We start from the raw sequence: 18018 nt of genomic DNA, 5'->3' as shown, positions 1-18018 counted from the left end.
TCGGTGTCGCCGGGCGCTCGCCCGTGCAACAGGACACCAGCATTCGGGCGCCAGCGTGTGCGCCGAAGCGTCACCAGGTCGCACGGCCGATGTTGCCGAGGCCCCAGACGCACCCCTTTCAAAGAGACAGGATCCCTGCATGACATCGAACGACAACGGTCGACCCGCACTGTTCCTCGCCACGTCGCACGGTGACGTGCTGGACGGACCGGCGGTGACCTTCGACAGCAGCGAGGAGGCCATGCGGCGACTGCGCCACCCGTTCGCGGTGGAGTCCGCCCAGACAGCCTCGGCTGCTGTCGACGCCCCCGCCCAGCGCGGCTGAGCTGGGGCGCAACCCCTTCTCTGGACGGCCTAGACCTGCTCCGATTCATACTTTCGGCTAGTAATCAGTCGGACGTTCGGGTAGGGTCGCTTCATCACGTGAAAGACATGACGCGGTGGCCAGGCCCGTGATCGTGGTGTTGCGACAGCGCGCTCCTGCCCGCAGGTGCGCCCCCGGCCACAAGCCGGTTCGGAGATCCTTCCGGTCGATCCGATCGACGGGCGAACGCCGGAGGGACCACCCATGTCCACGATCGTCGAGAACGCCGCAGCCACAGCCACCGCCGAGAGCGCCACGAGCACCCGGGTCGGCCAGCGCAACAGGGACCAGAGCCCGGAGGACCTCCTCGCCGCACTGGCGATGACCTCGCCGCACGACCCCCGGCGCCCGGCGCTGCGGGAGCGCACCATCGAAGCGTGGCTGCCACTCGCCCGGCACCTGGCACGCCGCTACAGCGGACGCGGCGCCCCCGACGACGACCTGGCCCAGACCGCCTCGGTGGGGCTCATCAAGGCCGTCGACAACTTCGACCACAGCCGGGGGATCGACTTCAGCGGGTACGCCATCCCCACCATCATCGGCGAGATCAAGCGGTACTTCCGGGATCGCACCTGGGCGGTGCGGGTGCCCCGCCGCCTGCAGGAGCTACGTCTGTCGATCAGCGCCGCCAACGGCGTCCTGACCCAGAGCCTCGGCCGCCTGCCCACGGTGGCTGACATCGCCACCTACCTCGACGTGTCCGAGGAGACCGTCCTGGAAGGGCTGGAGGGCGCGCGTGCCTACCGGGCCACGTCGCTGTCCACCCCGATCGGCACCGACGGCAACCGGGAGCTCGGCGACACCCTCGGCGACGACGACCACGAGATCGACCTCGTCGAGATCCGCGTCGCCCTCGGCCCGGCCCTCGCGACGCTGCCGGAACGCGAGCGCCAGATCCTCAGCCTGCGCTTCCACGGCAATCTGACCCAGGCCCAGATCGCCGATCGGATCGGCGTGTCACAGATGCACGTGTCCCGGCTGATCACCCGCTCACTGGCCACGCTGCGTCACCAGCTCAGCGACGACATCGCCGCCTGAGCCGGTTCACAGTTGGACGACGTGACCCACCCGTGGCGGCGTACGACCGGCGAGGACATCGAGCCACGCGTGCTGGAGGGCCGCCGGCCCGGCACCCACCCGAACGTCGAGCCACTGGCTCACTACGGCGGCGAAGCGTTGCCACGCCTCGGTGAACCGCTGGTCGAGCCCGTCGCGACCCCAGTCGTGGCTGCGCTTGCGCATCTGCACCGGTGCGAAGAACACCTCCTCGGCGGCGTCGGCGTTCGGCGTCTGGTTGGTGAGCCCGACCGCGATGTCCCGGACGAGCCGGTCGCCGAGACGTCGACGCAGGGCGGCGCGGGTCGAGGGCGCGCCGGACAGGTCGAGGTAGACGCTCGGGACCACGTCGAGGGAGTCGATGTCGTCGTACGACACGACCTCGTCGTAGCAGCCGAGCGACCGGGTGAACGCCAGGTTGCCCGGTGAGGTGAGACCGATCAGGCGCGGCCCGCGCCGGTGCAGCTCGAACGCGGCGGCGTACGCGGTCTTGCTCGACGCCGATGACACCAGCAGCGCCTCGGCACCGTAGAAGTCGTTGTCGACGACCTGGTCGGCCAGCATGAACGAGGTGAAGAACAGCGGCCGGAACAGGATCAGCAGGTCCTCCTGGTCGCGCTGGTACGCCGGGTCGCCGGTGGTCGACCGGTACGCGTTGTACGGCGACGGCAGCTCGGCCCGGTGCGGGCTCGCCTCGCGGAACCCGGACGCGTCCACCCGGTCCGGCCGCACCACGAGGTGACCGGCGGGTGGGAGGTAGCCGTAGACCCGTTGCCCCACCTCGACACCGGCCACCGCCGAGGCGACCACCTCGGCGAAGCCCCAGAGCGGCGGCAGACCCCACTGCGGCCCGAGGCCCTGGGCCGCCGGTGGGAAGAACTGCCAGTACCGCATCGAGTCGCCGAGCACCGCGTAGGTCACGTTGTTGGCGGTGAGGCCGACGCGGTCCACGCGCAGCAGCGCCTCGCCGTCGGACAGGACAGGGGTGGAGCCATCGACGAGCGTGGTCTGCCCGAGGTCGTCACGCGCCACGGCGAAGGTCCATGAGTCAGCCATGAGGTGACGCTAGACAGCCCCGCAATCGGAGACAAGTGCACTGCGAGTGCAAAATCCCACTGCGCGAGGGGTCAGGGTCTGAGCGCGGCGAGGTCGCGGAGGTGCGCGAGCGGCAGGTGCGGTGGCCGCCACTCCAGGAAGAGGGCCGTCGCGTCGTCCTCGAGCTGGTCATCCTGGTAGCCGACGACCGCGCGGACCAGGCGACGCATCGTCTCCGGGCTGGGCAATCCGTCGTTCAGGGCACGGTTGACGAAGTCGACGAGCCGGTCCACCCCGAACTGCTCCCCCTGGGCGCTACGGGCGTCGGTGATGCCGTCGGTGTAGGCGAGGATGCGGTCGCCCGGGTGCAGATTCTCCACGTGCACCTGCGGTCGGCGGGGTGACATGTGGCCCAGGCCGAGCGGCAACACGGTCGGCCCGGGTAGCTCCCGAACGGCCTTGCCGTCACGCAGCAACATCGCACCGGGATGCCCCGCGTTGATCATGCTGAGCCGGCCGGTCCGGCGGTCCAACTCGATGAGCAACCCGGTAGCGAAGAAGTTCGGGTGCTCGGAGCGCACCCACCGGTCGATGCTGATCGCCGTGTCGACCAGGTCGAGGCCACACCGACGGGCATTGCGGTACGCGCTGACCACGAGCGAGGCCAGGGTGCTCGCCTTGATGCCGTGCCCGCAGGTGTCGAAGAGCCCGACGCTGAGCACGTCGTCGTTCAACGCGTAGTCGAAGATGTCGCCGCCGACGTCGTAGCACGGTTCGAGGATGGCGGTGACCACCAGGTCGTCGGTGGCGAAGGTCAGCGGCGGAAGCAGGCCCCACACGATCTCGGCAGCGACCTGCATCGGCATCCGCCGCCGCATCCGCTCGACCACGTCACCGTAGAGCCGGCGGTTCACCAGGATCTGGGCGACGTTGACCGCCACCTCCCAGGCTGGAGCATCCATCGCCTCGTCGGCGGCGGCCGGCGAGACGACTTCCAGTACGCCCATCCGCTCACACCCGAGCAGCAGTGGCACCCACAGCCGGTCCGGGTTGTCGGGCGCACGCTGGATGTCGAGGGTGGTGAAGGCCCGGCCGGCGAGCGTCGTCTCGAGCGGCAGCTGGTCCCGGTCGGTTCCCGCGCCGAGCAGCGGCACGAGGAGAGTCTGCGTGTAGTCGGCCAGATAGATCACGATCTCGCTGGCGCCGATCTCGGGCGCCGCTCGGGCAACCAGCTGCGACACCTCGTCCGGGCCACCTCGGGGCGCGTTGAGCTGCAACCAACGGACCACCTCGCCGATGTCGGCCACGCTCCACCTCCCCCTGTCTCCCCGGTAACAGGAGCACGTAGTGCGAGCGTGAGGCTACCTCGCCCGCCGCGAACCCGGCGTCCACGAGTGGCGTACGCCCCAGGGCGCGTCGTGACGACCGAGCCGCCGGCGGCCCGCCGCACCAGCGCCCTGGGCGGGCCGGAGGTCAGGGCTCCAGCACCACCTTGCCGGCCCGGCTGCGGTTCTCGGCGAACACCAGTGCTGCGGAAACCTCGCTGAGCGGGTAGCGGGCGGCGATCTGCGGCACGATCACTCCCTGCCGCAGCAGGTCGAGCACGATGCCGAGGTCGGTACGCAGGCGACGGCGGAACGCGGAGCGCCGGGTGAGCTGGCCGGCCCAGAAGTTGTAGAAGCCGGCGCGGTGGCCGTTGGGCAGCGCGTTCCAGGTGTAGAGGCGGGCCAGCAGCTTCACGAAGACCCACGCGACCGACTGCCCGGTGCCGACGGCAGCGGCGTTGCCGTAGACGACCAACGTGCCGCCGGGGGCGAGCAGGGCATACGACGTGCGTACGCCCGGGCCGGCGACCGGGTCGAAGACGGCGTCGACCCCGCCCGGCGACAGTTCGCGGACCCGCGCGGCCATGTCCGGGTCGCGGTAGTCGAGCGGTTCGACGCCGAGTTCGCGCAGCCCGGCGTGGTGCCGTTCGGCGGCGGTGCCGATGACCCGCAGGCCGAGGTGCCGGCCGAGTTGGACGAGCACGCTCCCGACGCCGCCGTTCGCGCCGTGCACGAGGATGGTCTGTCCGGCCGTCAGGTTGGCGTCCCGCAGCATCTGCCAGGCGGTCACCCCGTTGACGACGACGGTCTCGGCCGCAGCGGGGTCCAGACCCGCGGGCACCGGGGCCAGGGCGTCGATGTCGACAAGCGCGTGCGTGGCCCAGGCACCGGTCTTGGTGACCGCCGCCACCCGGGTACCGACCAACGCGTCGTCGCCGCCGGGGCCGACCGCCCGCACCGTGCCGACCAGGTCGTAGCCGGGCACGAACGGAAACTTCGGCTGGCCGGGGTAGAGCGCGTGGCGCATCTGCTGCTCGGCGAACGAGATGCCGGTGGCCTCTACCTGGACGAGCGCCTGCCCCCGGGCGGGGACGGGCATCGCGCGTCGGTGCAGCAGGAGGCCGTCAGGCTCCACCACGCCGGGCAGTACCACTTCGGTGATCGTCGTGTCGGTGGTCGTCATCGGAGCTCCTTGTTTGTAAGTGTGCACTCACGCACTTGTCTGGTCAAAAGATGGGGCCGCCGAGGCGGCCCACCATCGGGGTCGGTCAGGGGTGGCGGATACCGGCGGTCAGGGCGCGAGCCCAGGGCTCCGGGACCTCCTCCAGGCCGGCCGTCACGATCAGGTGGCACAACTGGCCGTACGCGAAGAACTGCTGCACCTGCGCGTCGCTGGCCCGGGCCCGACTCTGCACGAAGGTCGCGACCCGCCGGTAGCCGGCCCGCACCGCCTCGGCGACCTCCGGGATGTCCGTGACGGCCTGTGCCTGCACCTGGAAGAGCAGCAGGTCGCGATCGGCGATCAGCTCCGCGTAGGCATCGCCCATGGCGTCGAGGATCTCCTCCGGGCTGCCGCCCACGGCGCGCTCCGCGCCCGCCTCGATCGCGTCGGCGATCCGGTCGAAACACGCCCCGGCCGCCGCCACGAACAAGCCGAGCTTCCCGGAGAAGAGTCGGAATACGTACGCCTCGGAGATGCCGGCGGCGGCGGCCACGGCGGTGACCGGGGTGGCGTGGAAGCCGGCGCGCGCGAACACCGACACCGCAGTGTTCAGGACGGTGACCCGGCGGGCCTCGGCGGTGGATCGCATGTTTGTAAGTGTGCACTCACAAACAAGCGTCGTCAAGTCCGTTGGTACGAGCACATCCCCACGCAGGCGGCCCGCAGCGGCCATGACCGGCTCACTCCAGCGGATAGAGACGGGCCGGGTCGCCGGGGCGGAGGCTGTCCGGCACGTCGTCCGCACTGCTGGCGGCGATCGAGCCGAGCAGCGCCAACGAGCGGGCGGACTCCGTACCGGGCTCGGCGTGGTAGATCACCAGCAGCTGCCCGTCGGCGCCCGCCACGGCGAGCTTGTCGCAGTACAGGTCGAGGTCGCCCACCTCGGGGTGGTGCAGTCGGCTGACGACGCCCTCCCGCCGACGCACCTCGTGGCGCGCCCACAGTTGCCGGAAGCAGTCGCTCTTGAGGGACAACTCCCCCACCAGCGCCGTCAACCGTGGGTCGTCGGTGGCCCCGCCGGAGTCGGCACGCATCTGCCCCACCACGCTCTGCATCGCCTGCCGCCAGTCGCGGAACAGCTCCCGCTCGGCCTCGTCCAGGAACACGGCGCGGAGTCGGTTGGCACCCGGGGCCAGATTCGACGACAGCGCCCTCGCCATCGGGTTCGAGGCCAGGATGTCGAGGTAGCGATTCTGCACGAAGGCCGGCATGGAGAGCTGCCTGAGCAGGTGCAGGATGCTGGCCGGCACCCGCTCGGCAGCCGGTCGGGCCGCCCGTCGCGACCGCGCCCGGCTCAACCCGATCATGTACGCGGTCGCCTCCGGATCCAGCCGCAACACCCCGGCGAGGGCATCGAGGACCTGCACCGAGGGGTGCCGCTCGCGCCCCTGCTCCAGTCGGAGGTAGTAGTCGGCGCTGATGCCGGCCAGCATCGCCACCTCCTCGCGCCGCAGCCCCGGCACCCGGCGCAGGCCCATCCCCGGGCCGAGCCCGACGTCCTCGGGGCGGGTCTGCTCCCGGCGAGCGCGCAGGAAGTCGCCGAGCGGGTTCGTTGCGTCCATGCCACCGACGGTAGATCGCCGGGCGGCCCGGTGACTGGCTGTGTCACTACCAGGAACAGCTCGCCCTGCCACCCCAGCCACTCCCGGCGGACAGTCGTCGAAGGGCCGGATCCGTTCGGCCACGGATGTCATCACGACTACTGACAAGAGGATGAGATGAGCGAGAACCTTCCCGGCGGCGCCCTCACCCCCGCCGACGGCCTCACCCTGAGCCGGATGGGCTACGGGGCGATGCAGTTGGCCGGCCCGGGTGTCTTCGGCCCGCCCCGCGACCGCGAGCAGGCGCTCGCCGTACTCCGCGAGGCCGTCGAGCTGGGTGTCCGACACATCGACACCAGCGACTTCTACGGGCCCGTCGTGGTCAACGAGCTGATCCGCGAGGCGCTTCACCCGTACCCCCAGGGTCTGCACCTGGTCACCAAGGTCGGCGCGCGCCGCGGCGCCGACCGCTCCTGGATCCCGGCCCTGGAGCCGGACGACCTCAAGGCCCAGGTACGGGAGAACCTCCAGCATCTCGGCCTGGACGTCCTCGACGTGGTCAACCTGCGGGTGGGCGTGGCGGAGGGCACCGGCGACGCGCCGCTCGGTGCGCAGTTCGCCGCCCTGGCGGAGCTGCGGCAGGAGGGCCTGATCCGGCACCTCGGGCTCAGCAACGTGACGCTCGACCAGCTCGACGAGGCCCAGGCCATCGCGCCGGTGGTCACCGTGCAGAACCTCTACAACCTCGCCAACCGCCGGGATGACGCAGTGGTCGACAGGTGCGCGGCGGAGAACATCGCGTTCGCGGCGTTCTTCCCGCTCGGCGGGTTCACGCCGTTGCAGTCCGACACGCTCGACGGCGTGGCCGCCCGACTGGGAGCCTCACCTCAGCAGGTCGCCCTCGCCTGGCTGCTTCAGCGGTCTCCCACCACCGTCCTGATTCCCGGCACTTCCAGCCTGGCGCACCTGCGGGAGAACATGGCGGCGGTCGACCTGAAACTGCCGACCGACGCCATCGAGGAACTGGACGCGCTCGCCTCCTAGCGTTCGTGCGGCTCAGTGCTGGTGCTGCTGGTGCTGCTGGTGCGGCCGGTTGCGGATCAGGGTGAGCGCCAGCACCGCGGTGACGAGGAAGACGATGCCGGTGACCCGCAGCCCGGCCTGGACACCGGAGGTCAGCGCCTCCGCGATCGCCGCCCGGACCGGGTCGGGCAGGGGTTGGCTGCCGTTGGCGCCGGAGGCCACCGCCGCCCGCACGGCGGTACTGGTGGGTTCGTCGATCTGGTGCGCGGCGAGCCGGACCGGCAGGTCGGCCACCATCGTGGTGGTGAGGAGCGTGCCGAGCAGGGACGAGCCGAGCACCGAGCCGACCTGGCGGGCGGCGTTCACCGCGCCGGAGGCCATACCGGCCTGGGCGGGCGCGACGCTGGCCAACGCCGCCGCCGTCGCCGGGGCCACCACCAGACCGGTGGCCGCGCCGAACAACGCGAACAGCGCCCAGCGGTCACCGAACGACGTGGTTGGCCCCTGGTTGGCCAGCGCGAAGCTGGCCACCGCAGCGAGGACCAGGCCGAGGGTCAACGGCGCCTTGAATCCGGTACGGCGGATCGCGCGCCCGGCACCGAAGGCGACCAGCACGTACGCGCCGAAGAGCACCAGCATGCGCCAGCCGGTGTCCAGCGGGCTGAGTGCCTGGGCACGTTCGTGGAAGAGGACCAGCAGGATCGCCACGCCGGTGAAGCCGAACAGCGACACCGCGCCGACGACCATGACGGCGCTGAACGACGCGGACCGGAACAGCCGCACGTCGAGCATCGGCGCACTGGTCCGCAGCTCGACCAGCACGAACGCGACAAGTGCGACGACCGCGACGACCCAGGCCGTCGACACCACCGGGTCGGTGTAGCCGACCTTGCCGCCCTGGATCAGCGCGTAGACGGCGGCCGCGATGGCGACGGTACCCAGCAGCAGGCCGGGCACGTCGAGTCGGGCGGGGCTCGGCCGGGACTCGACCACCCCGACGATGGCGACGACGAGGGTGACCAGACCCAGCGCGATCGTCGACAGGTAGACGCTGTGCCACTGGTAGTGCCGCAGCAGGAAGCCGGCGATGAGTGGGCCGATCGCGAGGCCGATGCCGGACGCCGCCGACCAGGCGGTGATGACCTCGGTCCGTCGGTGCGGATCGGTGAACGTCGCACCGAGGATCGCCAGGCTGTTCGGCAGGATCAGCGCCCCGCCGAGGCCGGCGACCAACTGCCCGACGATCACCCACCCGACGGTCGGAGCCTCAGCCACGACGGCTGCGCCGAGGATCATCGCGACGACCCCGGCGCCGAACATGCGCTTACGCCCGTAGCGGCTGCCCAGGGTGGCCGCGGACAGCACGGCGCTCGCCACCATCAGGGTGTAGGCGCTGGGGATCCAGACCAGAGTGGTGGGGTCGACCCGCAGGTCCCGCTGGATCGTGGTCAACGCGGAGACCGTCGCGGTGATCTGCAGGAACGTGATCATCGCGCCCAGGCACATGGCGATCAGGGTCACCGGGCGGGAGCCGCGCAAGGACGAGCGGGTAGGGGCGGCCGACCCGTGTGCCGCCGGACCCGGTGGGATCTTCCCGGGCGGGCTCGCTCCGGGTCGGCTCGTTCCGGGTGGGGTCGCTCCGGGTGGGGTCGGGGCCGTGGCGCTGGTGGTCACTGAAGATCCTTCAGGCTGGGGTCTGACTTGCGTATGCTGAAGTCAGCGCGACCCAGTTAAGCACCTGGCTAGCCTTCATGCAAGTCAGGTAGGCTGGTGGGCATGGAGGACCTACGAGACGATCGCGATTCCTGGACGAGCGAGAACTGCTCGGTAGCCCGGGCGATGGACATCGTGGGCAGCAGGTCAACGGTCCTGATCATGCGCGAGGCCCTGCTCGGCACGCGCCGCTTCGACGACTTCGTCCGCCGGGTCGGCGTCGGCGAGCCCGCCATGGCCGCCCGCCTCAAGGAAATGGTCGCCGCCGAACTGCTCGAACGAATCCCCTACCGGGAGCCCGGGCAGCGCACCCGTCACGAGTACCAACTCACCCGCAAGGGCCGGGACCTCCTGCCCGTCATCACCGCACTGCGGAACTGGGGCGACACCTGGGCCGCCACCGACACCGGCCCGTCCGTCGTCGCCACCCACCACGACTGCGGCGAACCGATCCGCGCGGTGCTCCGCTGCGCCGCCGGCCACGAGGTCGCCGACGGCGACATCGACATCATCGCCGGCCCAGGCCTCGTCCGGCGCGACTGACCACAGCGCGGCCGAACCAGCGCTACCCGGTCCCGGCGCAGGCCTTTCGCTGGCTGCGCCCACCAGCGCCCCTCGCGGCACCTCGGCCCGGCCGACAGTCGCGAGCTGAGACGGCGCGGCACGGGCGCAGCACGGGCGCAGCTTCCTCAACTGAACGAGCCTGGTCCGCCTCGGTCGCGGAGCAGCCGTGATCGGCATCGAGCCCCGACATCGCATCGATCATGGCCGACCAAATATGTCGTACACCTGTTCTAGTCTCGTGTCATGGTCGAGGAGTTGGCGCAGGCAGACGACGCGATCGCCACGTGCGTCGACGCCCCCGCCTGGTCACTCCCGGAACACGATCTGATCGCCGCGCTCGACGCCGCGCACCGCTTGGAGCAGCGCCTGGCCGCCGTCAAGCTGACCCTGATCCGCGAGATCGACGGCCGCGGCACCGCCCGCACCCAAGGAGCATCCACCACCGCAGTCTGGCTCCGCGAACGACTCCGGCTCACTGTTCCCGCCGCCCGCCGGCTCGTCGACCTCGCCACCGCCCTCGACACCGGCAGCCCCGGCATCCGACAAGCGCTCGCCGACGGACACATCACCCTCGACCAGGCCCGGGTCATCACCGACACCGCCACCACCGTGCACGCCACCGCCGGCACGCAGGCCGCCGACAAAGCCGTCAGCCTGCTCACCGACTGGGCCACACAGTTCGACCCCACCCTGCTGCGCAAACTCGGCACCCGCATCCTCGACCACGTCGCCCCCGACCTCGCCGACGCCGCCGCCCAAGCCGCCCTCGACACCGAAACCGCCCGCGCCACCCGCGACCGACACCTCACCCTGTCCGAGCAGACCGACGGTCGACTGCGACTCACCGGCACCCTCGACACCGAAACCGCCGGCCTGTTCCGCGCCGCCATCGATCCGCTGACCGCCCCGTCTGGGCCGGATGACTCGCGGTCCCCCGGGCAACGACGCCACGACGCCCTCACCGAGGTCTGCCGACTCGCCCTACGGACCGGCGAGCTACCCGTCAGCGGCGCCGACTCCGCCCAGATCGTCGTCACCACCACCTACGACGCGCTGACCCGGCAGCTGAGCAGCGGCACCCTCGACACCGGCCTGCCCCTCACCCCGCAAACAGTGCGCCGGCTCGCCTGCGACGCCACCATCCTGCCCACCATCCTCGGCGGCACCGGCCAGATCCTCGACGTCGGACGACAACGCCGACTCATCACCGGCCCACTACGCCGCGCCCTCGTACTCCGCGACCGCGGCTGCGCCTTCCCCGGCTGCGACCGACCACCCCGCTGGTGCGACGCCCACCACATCCACCACTGGGCCGACGGCGGCCCCACCAACCTGACCAACGCCGTCCTCCTCTGCGGCCACCACCACCGACACCTGCACCACAGCGACTGGACCATCCAACTCAGCGGCGACGGTCACCCCGAATTCGTCCCACCCGCCTGGCTCGACCCCGAACAACTCCCCCGCCGCAACCACTACCACCGACGCACATAGGAGGAGCCCGCCAGCCAACGCCGACCGGCCGGTGAGCACGCGGCCGACCTGCTCGGTCAGCGCGACCCCTCAAGCCGAGCCACCAATCCGCCTGCGGTCTCGGGCAAGGCGCTACTCCGGTGGCCAGGTCCTGGATCGGCGGCCCGCTCCGCTTGCTCGACGGGACGCGGGCGCGGCTCCGCCTGGACAAGACATAGGCGAAGCCCCGCCTGCTCGACGGCACGCGGACGTCGCTCCGCCTGCTCGACAACGCGGACGAAGGCGGCCCGGGCCACCGAACCACCGACCCTGTCGTTTGCTTCGCCTGTTCATCGGTGGGCCGAGGCTCGCGACGAAGTCGTACAGGAAGCAGCTGCCGCAAAGACCGACTGCGGCTAGGCCAACCGGGACCAGGCCGGCGGCGCTGACGGCGAGGTGGGCGTCGAGGATCGCGTCGAGCGCCACCTCGACCTACGGGACCGGCAGGTCCTGGAACCGGGTGAGTCGGCTGCGGTCCGCGCGTACGTTGTGGCGTGGTTCCGGATGCTGCCGTCGTACCAGGGGTGGACGAGCGTCAGACAAGCCACGTCGCGCACCGTCCGAACAGGACCATTGAGACGGATGGCAGGCGGCGTCGCGCCCGACCAAATGGCACAGATCCCTCAGGTCGGCGCTTCCAAATGACGCGCAAAGTACCCGTTGTGTTACGAGCTTGTTTCCAAGATGACAGGCAGGTTACGGGTGCTTCTCGATGATCGGTACCGATCCTAGGTTTCGGCCACCGTCATCAGTCGTGGCGGCCGGCACCGAACGTGGAGGCAACGACGTGCCACAACCGAACGCACATCGGACCGGACGGGCCAGGTACGGGGTCAGCATGCTGGCCGCCGTTGCGCTGACCGCGGCCGGCCTGACCGGCCTGCCCGCCAGCGCCAGCGCCACCGCCGCGCCGGCCGGCAGTGGGCCGACCGCCCGCTACCTCGTCCAGCTCGCCGAGGAGCCGCTGGCCACCTACACCGGCGGGGTTCCAGGGATCGCGGCCACCAAGCCGGCCGACGGGGCCAAGCTGAACCGCGCGTCCGGGAACGCCAACGCGTACCGGAATCACCTGCGCCAGCAGCGTAAGTCGGTGCTGGACCACGTCGGCGTGCCAGCCGACCGTACCCGCGTCACCATGGAGACCGCGTTCAACGGCTTCGCCGCCGACCTCACCGGGCCGCAGGCCGCCCGGCTACGCGCCACAACCGGTGTCCGAGCGGTGTACAAGAGCCAGAAGGTGCACGCCGCCACCTCACACACCCCCGATTACCTGGGCCTGACCGGCAAGGGGGGGGTGTGGAAGAAGGAGTTCGGTGGAGACTCCCGGGCTGGTGAGGGCGTCATCATCGGGGTCATCGACAGCGGCTACTGGCCGGAGAGCGCGAGCTTCGCGCCGCTGCCCAGCCCGCGCCCCGACCAGGCCGTCATCGACGCCAAGTGGAAGGGCACCTGCGACGTCGGCGTCGAAGCGCCGGTCACCTGCAACAACAAGGTGATCGGGGCACGTTGGTACAACGACAGCGGCATCGCTGATGCCTTCCCGGACGACTACTCCTCGCCGCGCGACCGCAACGGCCACGGCACCCACACCGCCAGCACCGCGGCCGGTATCCACGGCGTGCGGGCCACGTCGGGCACCCAGGACCTGGGCATGATCTCCGGCATGGCGCCGGCTGCGCGGTTGGCGATCTACAAGGCTCTGTACGACAACGGTGCGGGCGGCGCGACCGGCACCGACATCGACATCGTGCACGCCATCGACGACGCGGTCGCGGACGGCGTCGACGTGATCAACTACTCGATCGGTGACGACACCGAGCGGTTCGGGGCGGTCGACGCGACGTTCTTCAACGCGGCCGCCGCCGGGGTGTTCGTCGCCGCCGCCGCCGGCAACTCCGGCCCGTTCGCCAACACTGTCGACAACTCGACGCCGTGGCTGACCACGGTGGCCGCGAGCACGACCGACCAGCAGAACACCCGGAAGCTGACCCTCGGCAACGGCACCACGATCGCCGGCGTGGGCATGGGCGAGACCGGTGTCGGGCCGGCCCGACTGGTCTTCGCGAAGGACAGCGCGATCGATCCGGACGGCGCCTACGGTGCCGGTCTCTGCGCCGACGACACGTTGGATCCGGCCAAGGTCAAGGGCGCGATCGTGCTCTGCCTGCGCGGCGAGATCCCGCGTACCGACAAGAGCATCGAGGTGGCGCGGGCCGGCGGCGTCGGCATGGTGTTGTACAACGAAGAGCTGAACTCCCTCAACGCCGACGTGCAGACCGTGCCGACCGTGCACATCAACGAGGTCGACCTGGCCACCGTCACGGCGTACGTCGCCAAGGGCAACGCCACGGCGACCATCTCGCCGAGCAGGCTGGAGACGGTGGAGGCCCCATCGGTCGCCGCGTTCTCCTCGGCGGGCCCGTCGAACCTGAACGCCGGTGAGCTGCTCAAGCCGGACATCAGCGCGCCCGGTCAGGACATCGTCGCCGCGTTCTCCCCGTCCATCGGCGGCAACGACTTCGCCCTGGAGTCGGGCACCTCGATGGCGGCGCCGCACATCGCCGGTATCGCCGCCCTGCTGCTGGCCAAGCACCCCGACTGGTCGCCGGCCGCGGTCCGCTCGGCGCTGATGACCAGCGCCGTGGACAAGACCGACAAGGGCAATCCGATCAAGATCGGCACGTACGACGCGACTCCGCTGAACTACGGCGCCGGTCAGGTGGAGCCGGGCAGCGCATTCGACCCGGGCCTGGTCTACGACTCCAACCAGCAGGACTGGATCAAGTACCTGTGCGGGGTGTCCGCCGACCGTGGCAGCGACTACGGGCTCAGCGACCTGGACGGCTGCGACACCATCGGCGCGATCGACACGGCACAGCTCAACTACCCGTCGATCTCACTGGGCCGGATGGTGGGCAAGCAGACCGTGACCCGCACCGTCACCAACGTCAGCGACAAGACCAGCACCTACACCTCCTCCGTGCAGGCCCCGCCGGGGTACAAGGTCACTGTCACCCCGAAGAAGCTGCAGATCCGTCCGGGCCACAGCGCCCGCTTCACGGTGGAGGTCACCAACACAGGTGGTGCGTTCGACACCTGGGCCGACGGTTCGCTGACCTGGGGCGACCAGTTCAAGCACGAGGTACGCAGCCCGCTCGTCGTACACAATTCCGGTTTGGTCGCCCCCGACGCCATCACCGGCAAGGGCACCTTCGGCAGCGTCCGGATCGCCGCCGAGGTCGGCTTCAAGGGTCAGCTGGTCTCCCAGCTCTCCGGCCTGACCTCGGGCACCAGCAACGTGGTCACCCTGAAGGGCGACGGGCCGAGCTGGGACTGGAGCACGTCGAACAACCTGCCGGTGCCGCTGCCCGCATCGATCAGCAGGACCACCCTGCACGTCCCGGCCGGCACCCGCAGTCCGGAGATCCACGTGACGTCGGCGCGGCCCACCTGCTCCCACATCGACTGGGACGACGAGGAGGGCGTGATGGAGTGCACCGAGTTCAGCCTCAACGTCTACGACAAGTCCGGGAAGTTCGTCACCGCCACGGTCAGCACCCGGATCGGCGCCAAGGTCACCCTGCCGGACGGGGCCGGTGACTACATCGTGGTCGTCGAGCAGGAGTTCACCGAGAACATCAAGGACGGCGCCAACGCGTACACAGTCACCAGCTACCTGCCGGGCGCGCCGGGCACCTCCACCGGCCGGTTCACCATCGACCCGAAGCAGCGCAGCGTACAGCCGGGCGCGACGGCGAACCTGACAGTGCGCTGGTTCGGACTCGCTCCGGGTCAGCGCTACGTCGGCGTGGTGGAGTTCCGCAACGGGGACGGGTCGCTGAAGACAGTGCCCGTCACCATCCAGTCCTGACTGCACCCCCCACCCGGCGGATCGGCGTGTGACTCAGGTCACCGCCGGTCCGCCGGCCCACCGTCGCGCCGGGCAGAGGTGATCTGCTCGGCCAACGGTGATCGACAGTGGCGAGGACAAGAAACGGGGCGGCGGGAACCCAACTCCCGTCCGCCCCGAACGTCTGCGCGGGCCCGTCGAGTTCGTCGGCCGAGCGGCAGAACTGGCGCAGCTACGCCGGCTCGTCACCACCCCGCCCTGCCTGATCCTGCTGGAGGGTGAGCCCGGGATCGGCAAGAGTCGACTCGTCGCCGAACTGCTCGCCGACCTCCCCGGACGACACCTCGTCGGCGAGTGCGACGACGTGCCCGAGCCCTTCCCGCTCGGCGTGCTGCTGGACGCGATCCGGGGCTGCGCCGACCGACTCGGTCCGCTCAACCCGGTGGCCGGCGCCCTCGCGCCGCTGCTACCCGAACTGGCCGACGTGCTGCCGGACGCCCCGCCCCCGTTGACCGACCCGGCGGCCGAACGACATCGCCTGCTCCGCGCCGTCGCGGCGGTGCTCGCCGCGCTGAGTCCGGCCACGCTGTTGCTGGAGGATCTGCACTGGGCGGACCCGGCGACCTGCGAACTTCTCGCCTACCTGAGCACCCACCCGGTGGAGGGGCTGGCAGTGGTGCTGACCGCCCGTACGGCGACCCCGGGAAGCAGTACGCCGATCCACGACGCCCTGGCCCGGACTCCCCCGTGGAGCGTCACGCGCGTTGCGCTCGGCCCGCTGGACGCCGCCGACGTACGCCGGTTGGCGGCCCGCACCCTGCGCCTCGATGATCCGCCGCAGCAGCTGACCGCCACTTTGCTCGACCGCACGGCAGGCATCCCGTTCGTCGTCGAGGAGGTGCTGCGGACGCTCGCCGAGCGGGGCGGCGACCCGCTGGCCGACGACAGTGTCCCTTTCGTCCTGCGTGACGTGCTGCTCTGGCGGCTGCGTCCGCTCGACGAGGCCACCCGGGAGGTGCTCGGCGCGGCGGCCGTACTGGGGATGACGCCTGATCAGCGCATCCTCGCCTCGGTGCTCACCCTCGATCGGGTGGCGATCGGCGCGGCGTTGACCGCCGCGCACCGGGCGGGCCTGCTGCACGACGCCGGAGACGGCCTGCGGTTCCGGCACGACCTGGCCCGACAGGTGGTGTACGACCTGGTGCCCCGGGAGAGCCGGGAGTGGCTGCACCTGCGGGTGGCGCGGGTGTTGGAACAGGAGCTGCCGAGGCCGGTGGCCCAACTGGCGCACCACTACCGTCGAGCCGGCAGCGGCGCCGACTTCGTCCGCAACGCCGAGGCGGCCGCCGACCTCGCCACCGAGCGCGGCGACGACGCGACAGCGGCCAGCTTCCTGCTCCAGACGATGGACATCGCCGAACTGCCCCGACCGGTACGGGTTCGGCTCGCCGCCAAGTTGGGCCGTTCCGCCATCGACGGACTCAGCCAGGCCGAGGCGATCCCGGTGCTGGAACGGCTGCTCGCCGACCGGCGGCTGCCGCCGGGTGCCCGAGGTGAGCTGGGTCTTGTGCTCGGGCGGATGCTGCGACAGCAGGGCGAGGCGCTGCGCGGGTACACCGAGATCGAGCGTGCCGTGCCGTACCTGCGCGCGCCGCGCCGCAAGGCCCCGGCGCTCGCGGTGCTGGCGGCCCCCGACACCGTCGTCGGCCGGCACGTCGACGACCACCTGGCCCGCTGCGCGGAGGCGGAGACCGCCGCCGCCGCCAGCGGGGATCCGGCTGCGCACCTCGCGGTCCGCATCGCCCGAGCCTCGTTGCTGCTGGAGCTGGGCGACCCGGCGGCGTGGGCGATCATCTCCGAGCTGCGCGCGTCCGCCGACTTGGCCGACCGGCCCCGCGAGCACGCGCGAGCCTGCCTGAACTGGGCGCAGGGCGCGCTGCACGCCGGCCACCCGGAGCAGGCCGAAGCGTTGCTGACGGCCGGTCGGGCGCTTGTCGACGAGACCGGGTACGAGCGGCTGGCGTCCCTGGTGCAGGCGACCGAACTGTCACTGGACCGGGCCGCCGGCCGGCTGGACGGGCTCGCCGAACGGCTCGGCCGGTTGGTGGCCAACGCCGAGCGGATGCCGGTCACCCTGCTGGACGCGCGGGCCGAACTGGCCACGGTGCTGGCGCTCGTTGCCGGCACCGGACACGGCGGCACCGCCGAGGGACGCAACGAACACGGCGGCACCGCTGAGGGACGCAACGAACGCGGCGGCACCGCCGAGGGACGCAACGACCTCCGCAGCACCGCCGGACGCCGCGACGACGTGGAGGCCGCTGAACGGGCGCTACGGGATGTGGTGGCCGACGCTCGACGGGTCGGCGCGATCTGGCCACTGGTGCAGGCACTCTCGGCGCTTGCCCGGCTGCTGCTGGTCGACAGGCCGGACGAGGCGGTCCGGCACGCGGCCGAGGCGCTGTCGCTGGTACGCGGAAAGGGCGTCCTGGCATGGGCCGCCGAGGCCGTGCTGGTGTTGGCCGAAGCGGCAGCCGCGACTGGTGAACCGGCGCGGGCGGCGAGTGCGGTGGCCGAGTTGGAAGCCGGGATCGCCGGCCGTGAGGCTCCACTCGCCCTCGCCGCGCTACGTCGATGCCGGGAGTTCGTCCCGGCCTGAACCGGCGTGAGGCCGAGCCGAGCCCTGGCCGACTGGACCGGGCCGTCACCACCGGCGCGTTCGCGGTCGCCACCCGGGGCGACTGGGAGGGCCTGCCCGACCGGGCGGAGCTGGCGCTGCTGGACCACGAGCCGGGCGGTACGGTCCGCTGACC

The 18018-nt window shown here is 71.2% G+C and carries 14 protein-coding genes; 8 read left to right on the top strand and 6 right to left on the bottom strand.

Going from position 1 to position 18018, the window contains the following annotated elements; translation table 11 throughout:
• The first annotated feature begins 139 nt into the window (after nt 1-139).
• Together ABZU43_RS04025 and ABZU43_RS04020 are read left to right on the top strand one after the other, a co-directional pair.
• Complete coding sequence (locus tag ABZU43_RS04025; protein ID WP_355005051.1) at nt 140-325, top strand: hypothetical protein; 186 nt, start codon at nt 140-142, stop codon at nt 323-325.
• Nucleotides 326-685: 360 nt separating this feature from the next.
• Nucleotides 686-1402 (top strand): SigB/SigF/SigG family RNA polymerase sigma factor, encoded by a 717-nt coding sequence (locus tag ABZU43_RS04020; protein WP_355005194.1) that lies wholly within the window; start codon nt 686-688, stop codon nt 1400-1402.
• Nucleotides 1403-1408: 6 nt separating this feature from the next.
• Here the strand turns inward: ABZU43_RS04020 and ABZU43_RS04015 are convergent, their stop codons facing one another.
• From ABZU43_RS04015 to ABZU43_RS03995, 5 genes are all read right to left on the bottom strand, one after another.
• Nucleotides 1409-2476, bottom strand: coding sequence for a DUF2855 family protein (locus ABZU43_RS04015; protein ID WP_355005050.1), 1068 nt, complete (start codon nt 2474-2476; stop codon nt 1409-1411).
• Between the two features lie 71 nt (nt 2477-2547).
• A complete protein-coding gene (locus ABZU43_RS04010; protein WP_355005049.1) occupies nt 2548-3762 on the bottom strand; it encodes a PP2C family protein-serine/threonine phosphatase in 1215 nt (404 codons plus the stop codon).
• A gap of 166 nt (nt 3763-3928) precedes the next feature.
• Nucleotides 3929-4963 carry a medium chain dehydrogenase/reductase family protein gene (locus tag ABZU43_RS04005; RefSeq protein ID WP_355005048.1) on the bottom strand — a complete coding sequence of 345 codons (1035 nt, stop codon included), beginning with the start codon at nt 4961-4963 and terminating at the stop codon, nt 3929-3931.
• An 85-nt stretch (nt 4964-5048) separates the two neighbouring features.
• The gene (locus tag ABZU43_RS04000) at nt 5049-5591 is read right to left on the bottom strand and encodes a TetR/AcrR family transcriptional regulator (protein ID WP_355005047.1); all 543 of its coding nucleotides are present in this window, start codon (nt 5589-5591) and stop codon (nt 5049-5051) included.
• Between the two features lie 91 nt (nt 5592-5682).
• Nucleotides 5683-6564: a helix-turn-helix transcriptional regulator gene (locus tag ABZU43_RS03995; RefSeq protein WP_355005046.1), complete on the bottom strand. Its 882-nt coding sequence runs from the start codon at nt 6562-6564 to the stop codon at nt 5683-5685.
• A gap of 156 nt (nt 6565-6720) precedes the next feature.
• On the opposite strand from ABZU43_RS03995, the gene ABZU43_RS03990 reads away from it, so the two are divergent.
• Nucleotides 6721-7587, top strand: a complete 867-nt coding sequence (locus tag ABZU43_RS03990) for an oxidoreductase (RefSeq protein ID WP_355005045.1) — start codon at nt 6721-6723, stop codon at nt 7585-7587.
• 12 nt (nt 7588-7599) lie between these two features.
• Here ABZU43_RS03990 and ABZU43_RS03985 read toward each other — a convergent pair whose 3' ends face one another.
• Nucleotides 7600-9105, bottom strand: coding sequence for an MFS transporter (locus ABZU43_RS03985; RefSeq protein WP_355005044.1), 1506 nt, complete (start codon nt 9103-9105; stop codon nt 7600-7602).
• Nucleotides 9106-9342: 237 nt separating this feature from the next.
• On the opposite strand from ABZU43_RS03985, the gene ABZU43_RS03980 reads away from it, so the two are divergent.
• The 5 genes from ABZU43_RS03980 to ABZU43_RS03960 all read left to right on the top strand — a co-directional run bounded on the left by ABZU43_RS03980 (nt 9343) and on the right by ABZU43_RS03960 (nt 18016).
• Nucleotides 9343-9822 carry a helix-turn-helix domain-containing protein gene (locus ABZU43_RS03980; protein WP_355005043.1) on the top strand — a complete coding sequence of 160 codons (480 nt, stop codon included), beginning with the start codon at nt 9343-9345 and terminating at the stop codon, nt 9820-9822.
• Nucleotides 9823-10086: 264 nt separating this feature from the next.
• A complete protein-coding gene (locus ABZU43_RS03975; protein ID WP_355005042.1) occupies nt 10087-11337 on the top strand; it encodes a DUF222 domain-containing protein in 1251 nt (416 codons plus the stop codon).
• Between the two features lie 856 nt (nt 11338-12193).
• Nucleotides 12194-15226 carry a S8 family serine peptidase gene (locus tag ABZU43_RS03970; RefSeq protein WP_355005041.1) on the top strand — a complete coding sequence of 1011 codons (3033 nt, stop codon included), beginning with the start codon at nt 12194-12196 and terminating at the stop codon, nt 15224-15226.
• Between the two features lie 97 nt (nt 15227-15323).
• Nucleotides 15324-17864, top strand: a complete 2541-nt coding sequence (locus ABZU43_RS03965; RefSeq protein ID WP_355005040.1) for an AAA family ATPase — start codon at nt 15324-15326, stop codon at nt 17862-17864.
• Nucleotides 17840-18016, top strand: coding sequence for a hypothetical protein (locus ABZU43_RS03960; protein WP_355005039.1), 177 nt, complete (start codon nt 17840-17842; stop codon nt 18014-18016). Before ABZU43_RS03965 ends, ABZU43_RS03960 begins: the two co-directional genes overlap by 25 nt.
• Nucleotides 18017-18018: the final 2 nt, after the last annotated feature.

The sequence above is a fragment of the Micromonospora sp. NPDC005205 genome (assembly GCF_040608275.1).
Lineage (GTDB): Bacteria > Actinomycetota > Actinomycetes > Mycobacteriales > Micromonosporaceae > Micromonospora.
The sequence above is the reverse complement of the archived record's forward strand: the minus strand, read 5'-3'. Positions and strand labels throughout refer to the sequence as shown.

Bases quoted from the DNA above. Each gene is read 5' to 3' on its own strand.
- ABZU43_RS03960 (WP_355005039.1), top strand. From the start codon at position 17,840: ATGCCGGGAGTTCGTCCCGGCCTGAACCGGCGTGAGGCCGAGCCGAGC.
- ABZU43_RS04005 (WP_355005048.1), bottom strand. From the start codon at position 4,963: ATGACGACCACCGACACGACGATCACCGAAGTGGTACTGCCCGGCGTG.
- ABZU43_RS03970 (WP_355005041.1), top strand. From the start codon at position 12,194: ATGCTGGCCGCCGTTGCGCTGACCGCGGCCGGCCTGACCGGCCTGCCC.
- ABZU43_RS03995 (WP_355005046.1), bottom strand. From the start codon at position 6,564: ATGGACGCAACGAACCCGCTCGGCGACTTCCTGCGCGCTCGCCGGGAG.
- ABZU43_RS03980 (WP_355005043.1), top strand. From the start codon at position 9,343: ATGGAGGACCTACGAGACGATCGCGATTCCTGGACGAGCGAGAACTGC.
- ABZU43_RS04000 (WP_355005047.1), bottom strand. From the start codon at position 5,591: ATGCGATCCACCGCCGAGGCCCGCCGGGTCACCGTCCTGAACACTGCG.
- ABZU43_RS03975 (WP_355005042.1), top strand. From the start codon at position 10,087: ATGGTCGAGGAGTTGGCGCAGGCAGACGACGCGATCGCCACGTGCGTC.
- ABZU43_RS03990 (WP_355005045.1), top strand. From the start codon at position 6,721: ATGAGCGAGAACCTTCCCGGCGGCGCCCTCACCCCCGCCGACGGCCTC.
- ABZU43_RS04020 (WP_355005194.1), top strand. From the start codon at position 686: ATGACCTCGCCGCACGACCCCCGGCGCCCGGCGCTGCGGGAGCGCACC.
- ABZU43_RS04025 (WP_355005051.1), top strand. From the start codon at position 140: ATGACATCGAACGACAACGGTCGACCCGCACTGTTCCTCGCCACGTCG.
- ABZU43_RS04015 (WP_355005050.1), bottom strand. From the start codon at position 2,476: ATGGCTGACTCATGGACCTTCGCCGTGGCGCGTGACGACCTCGGGCAG.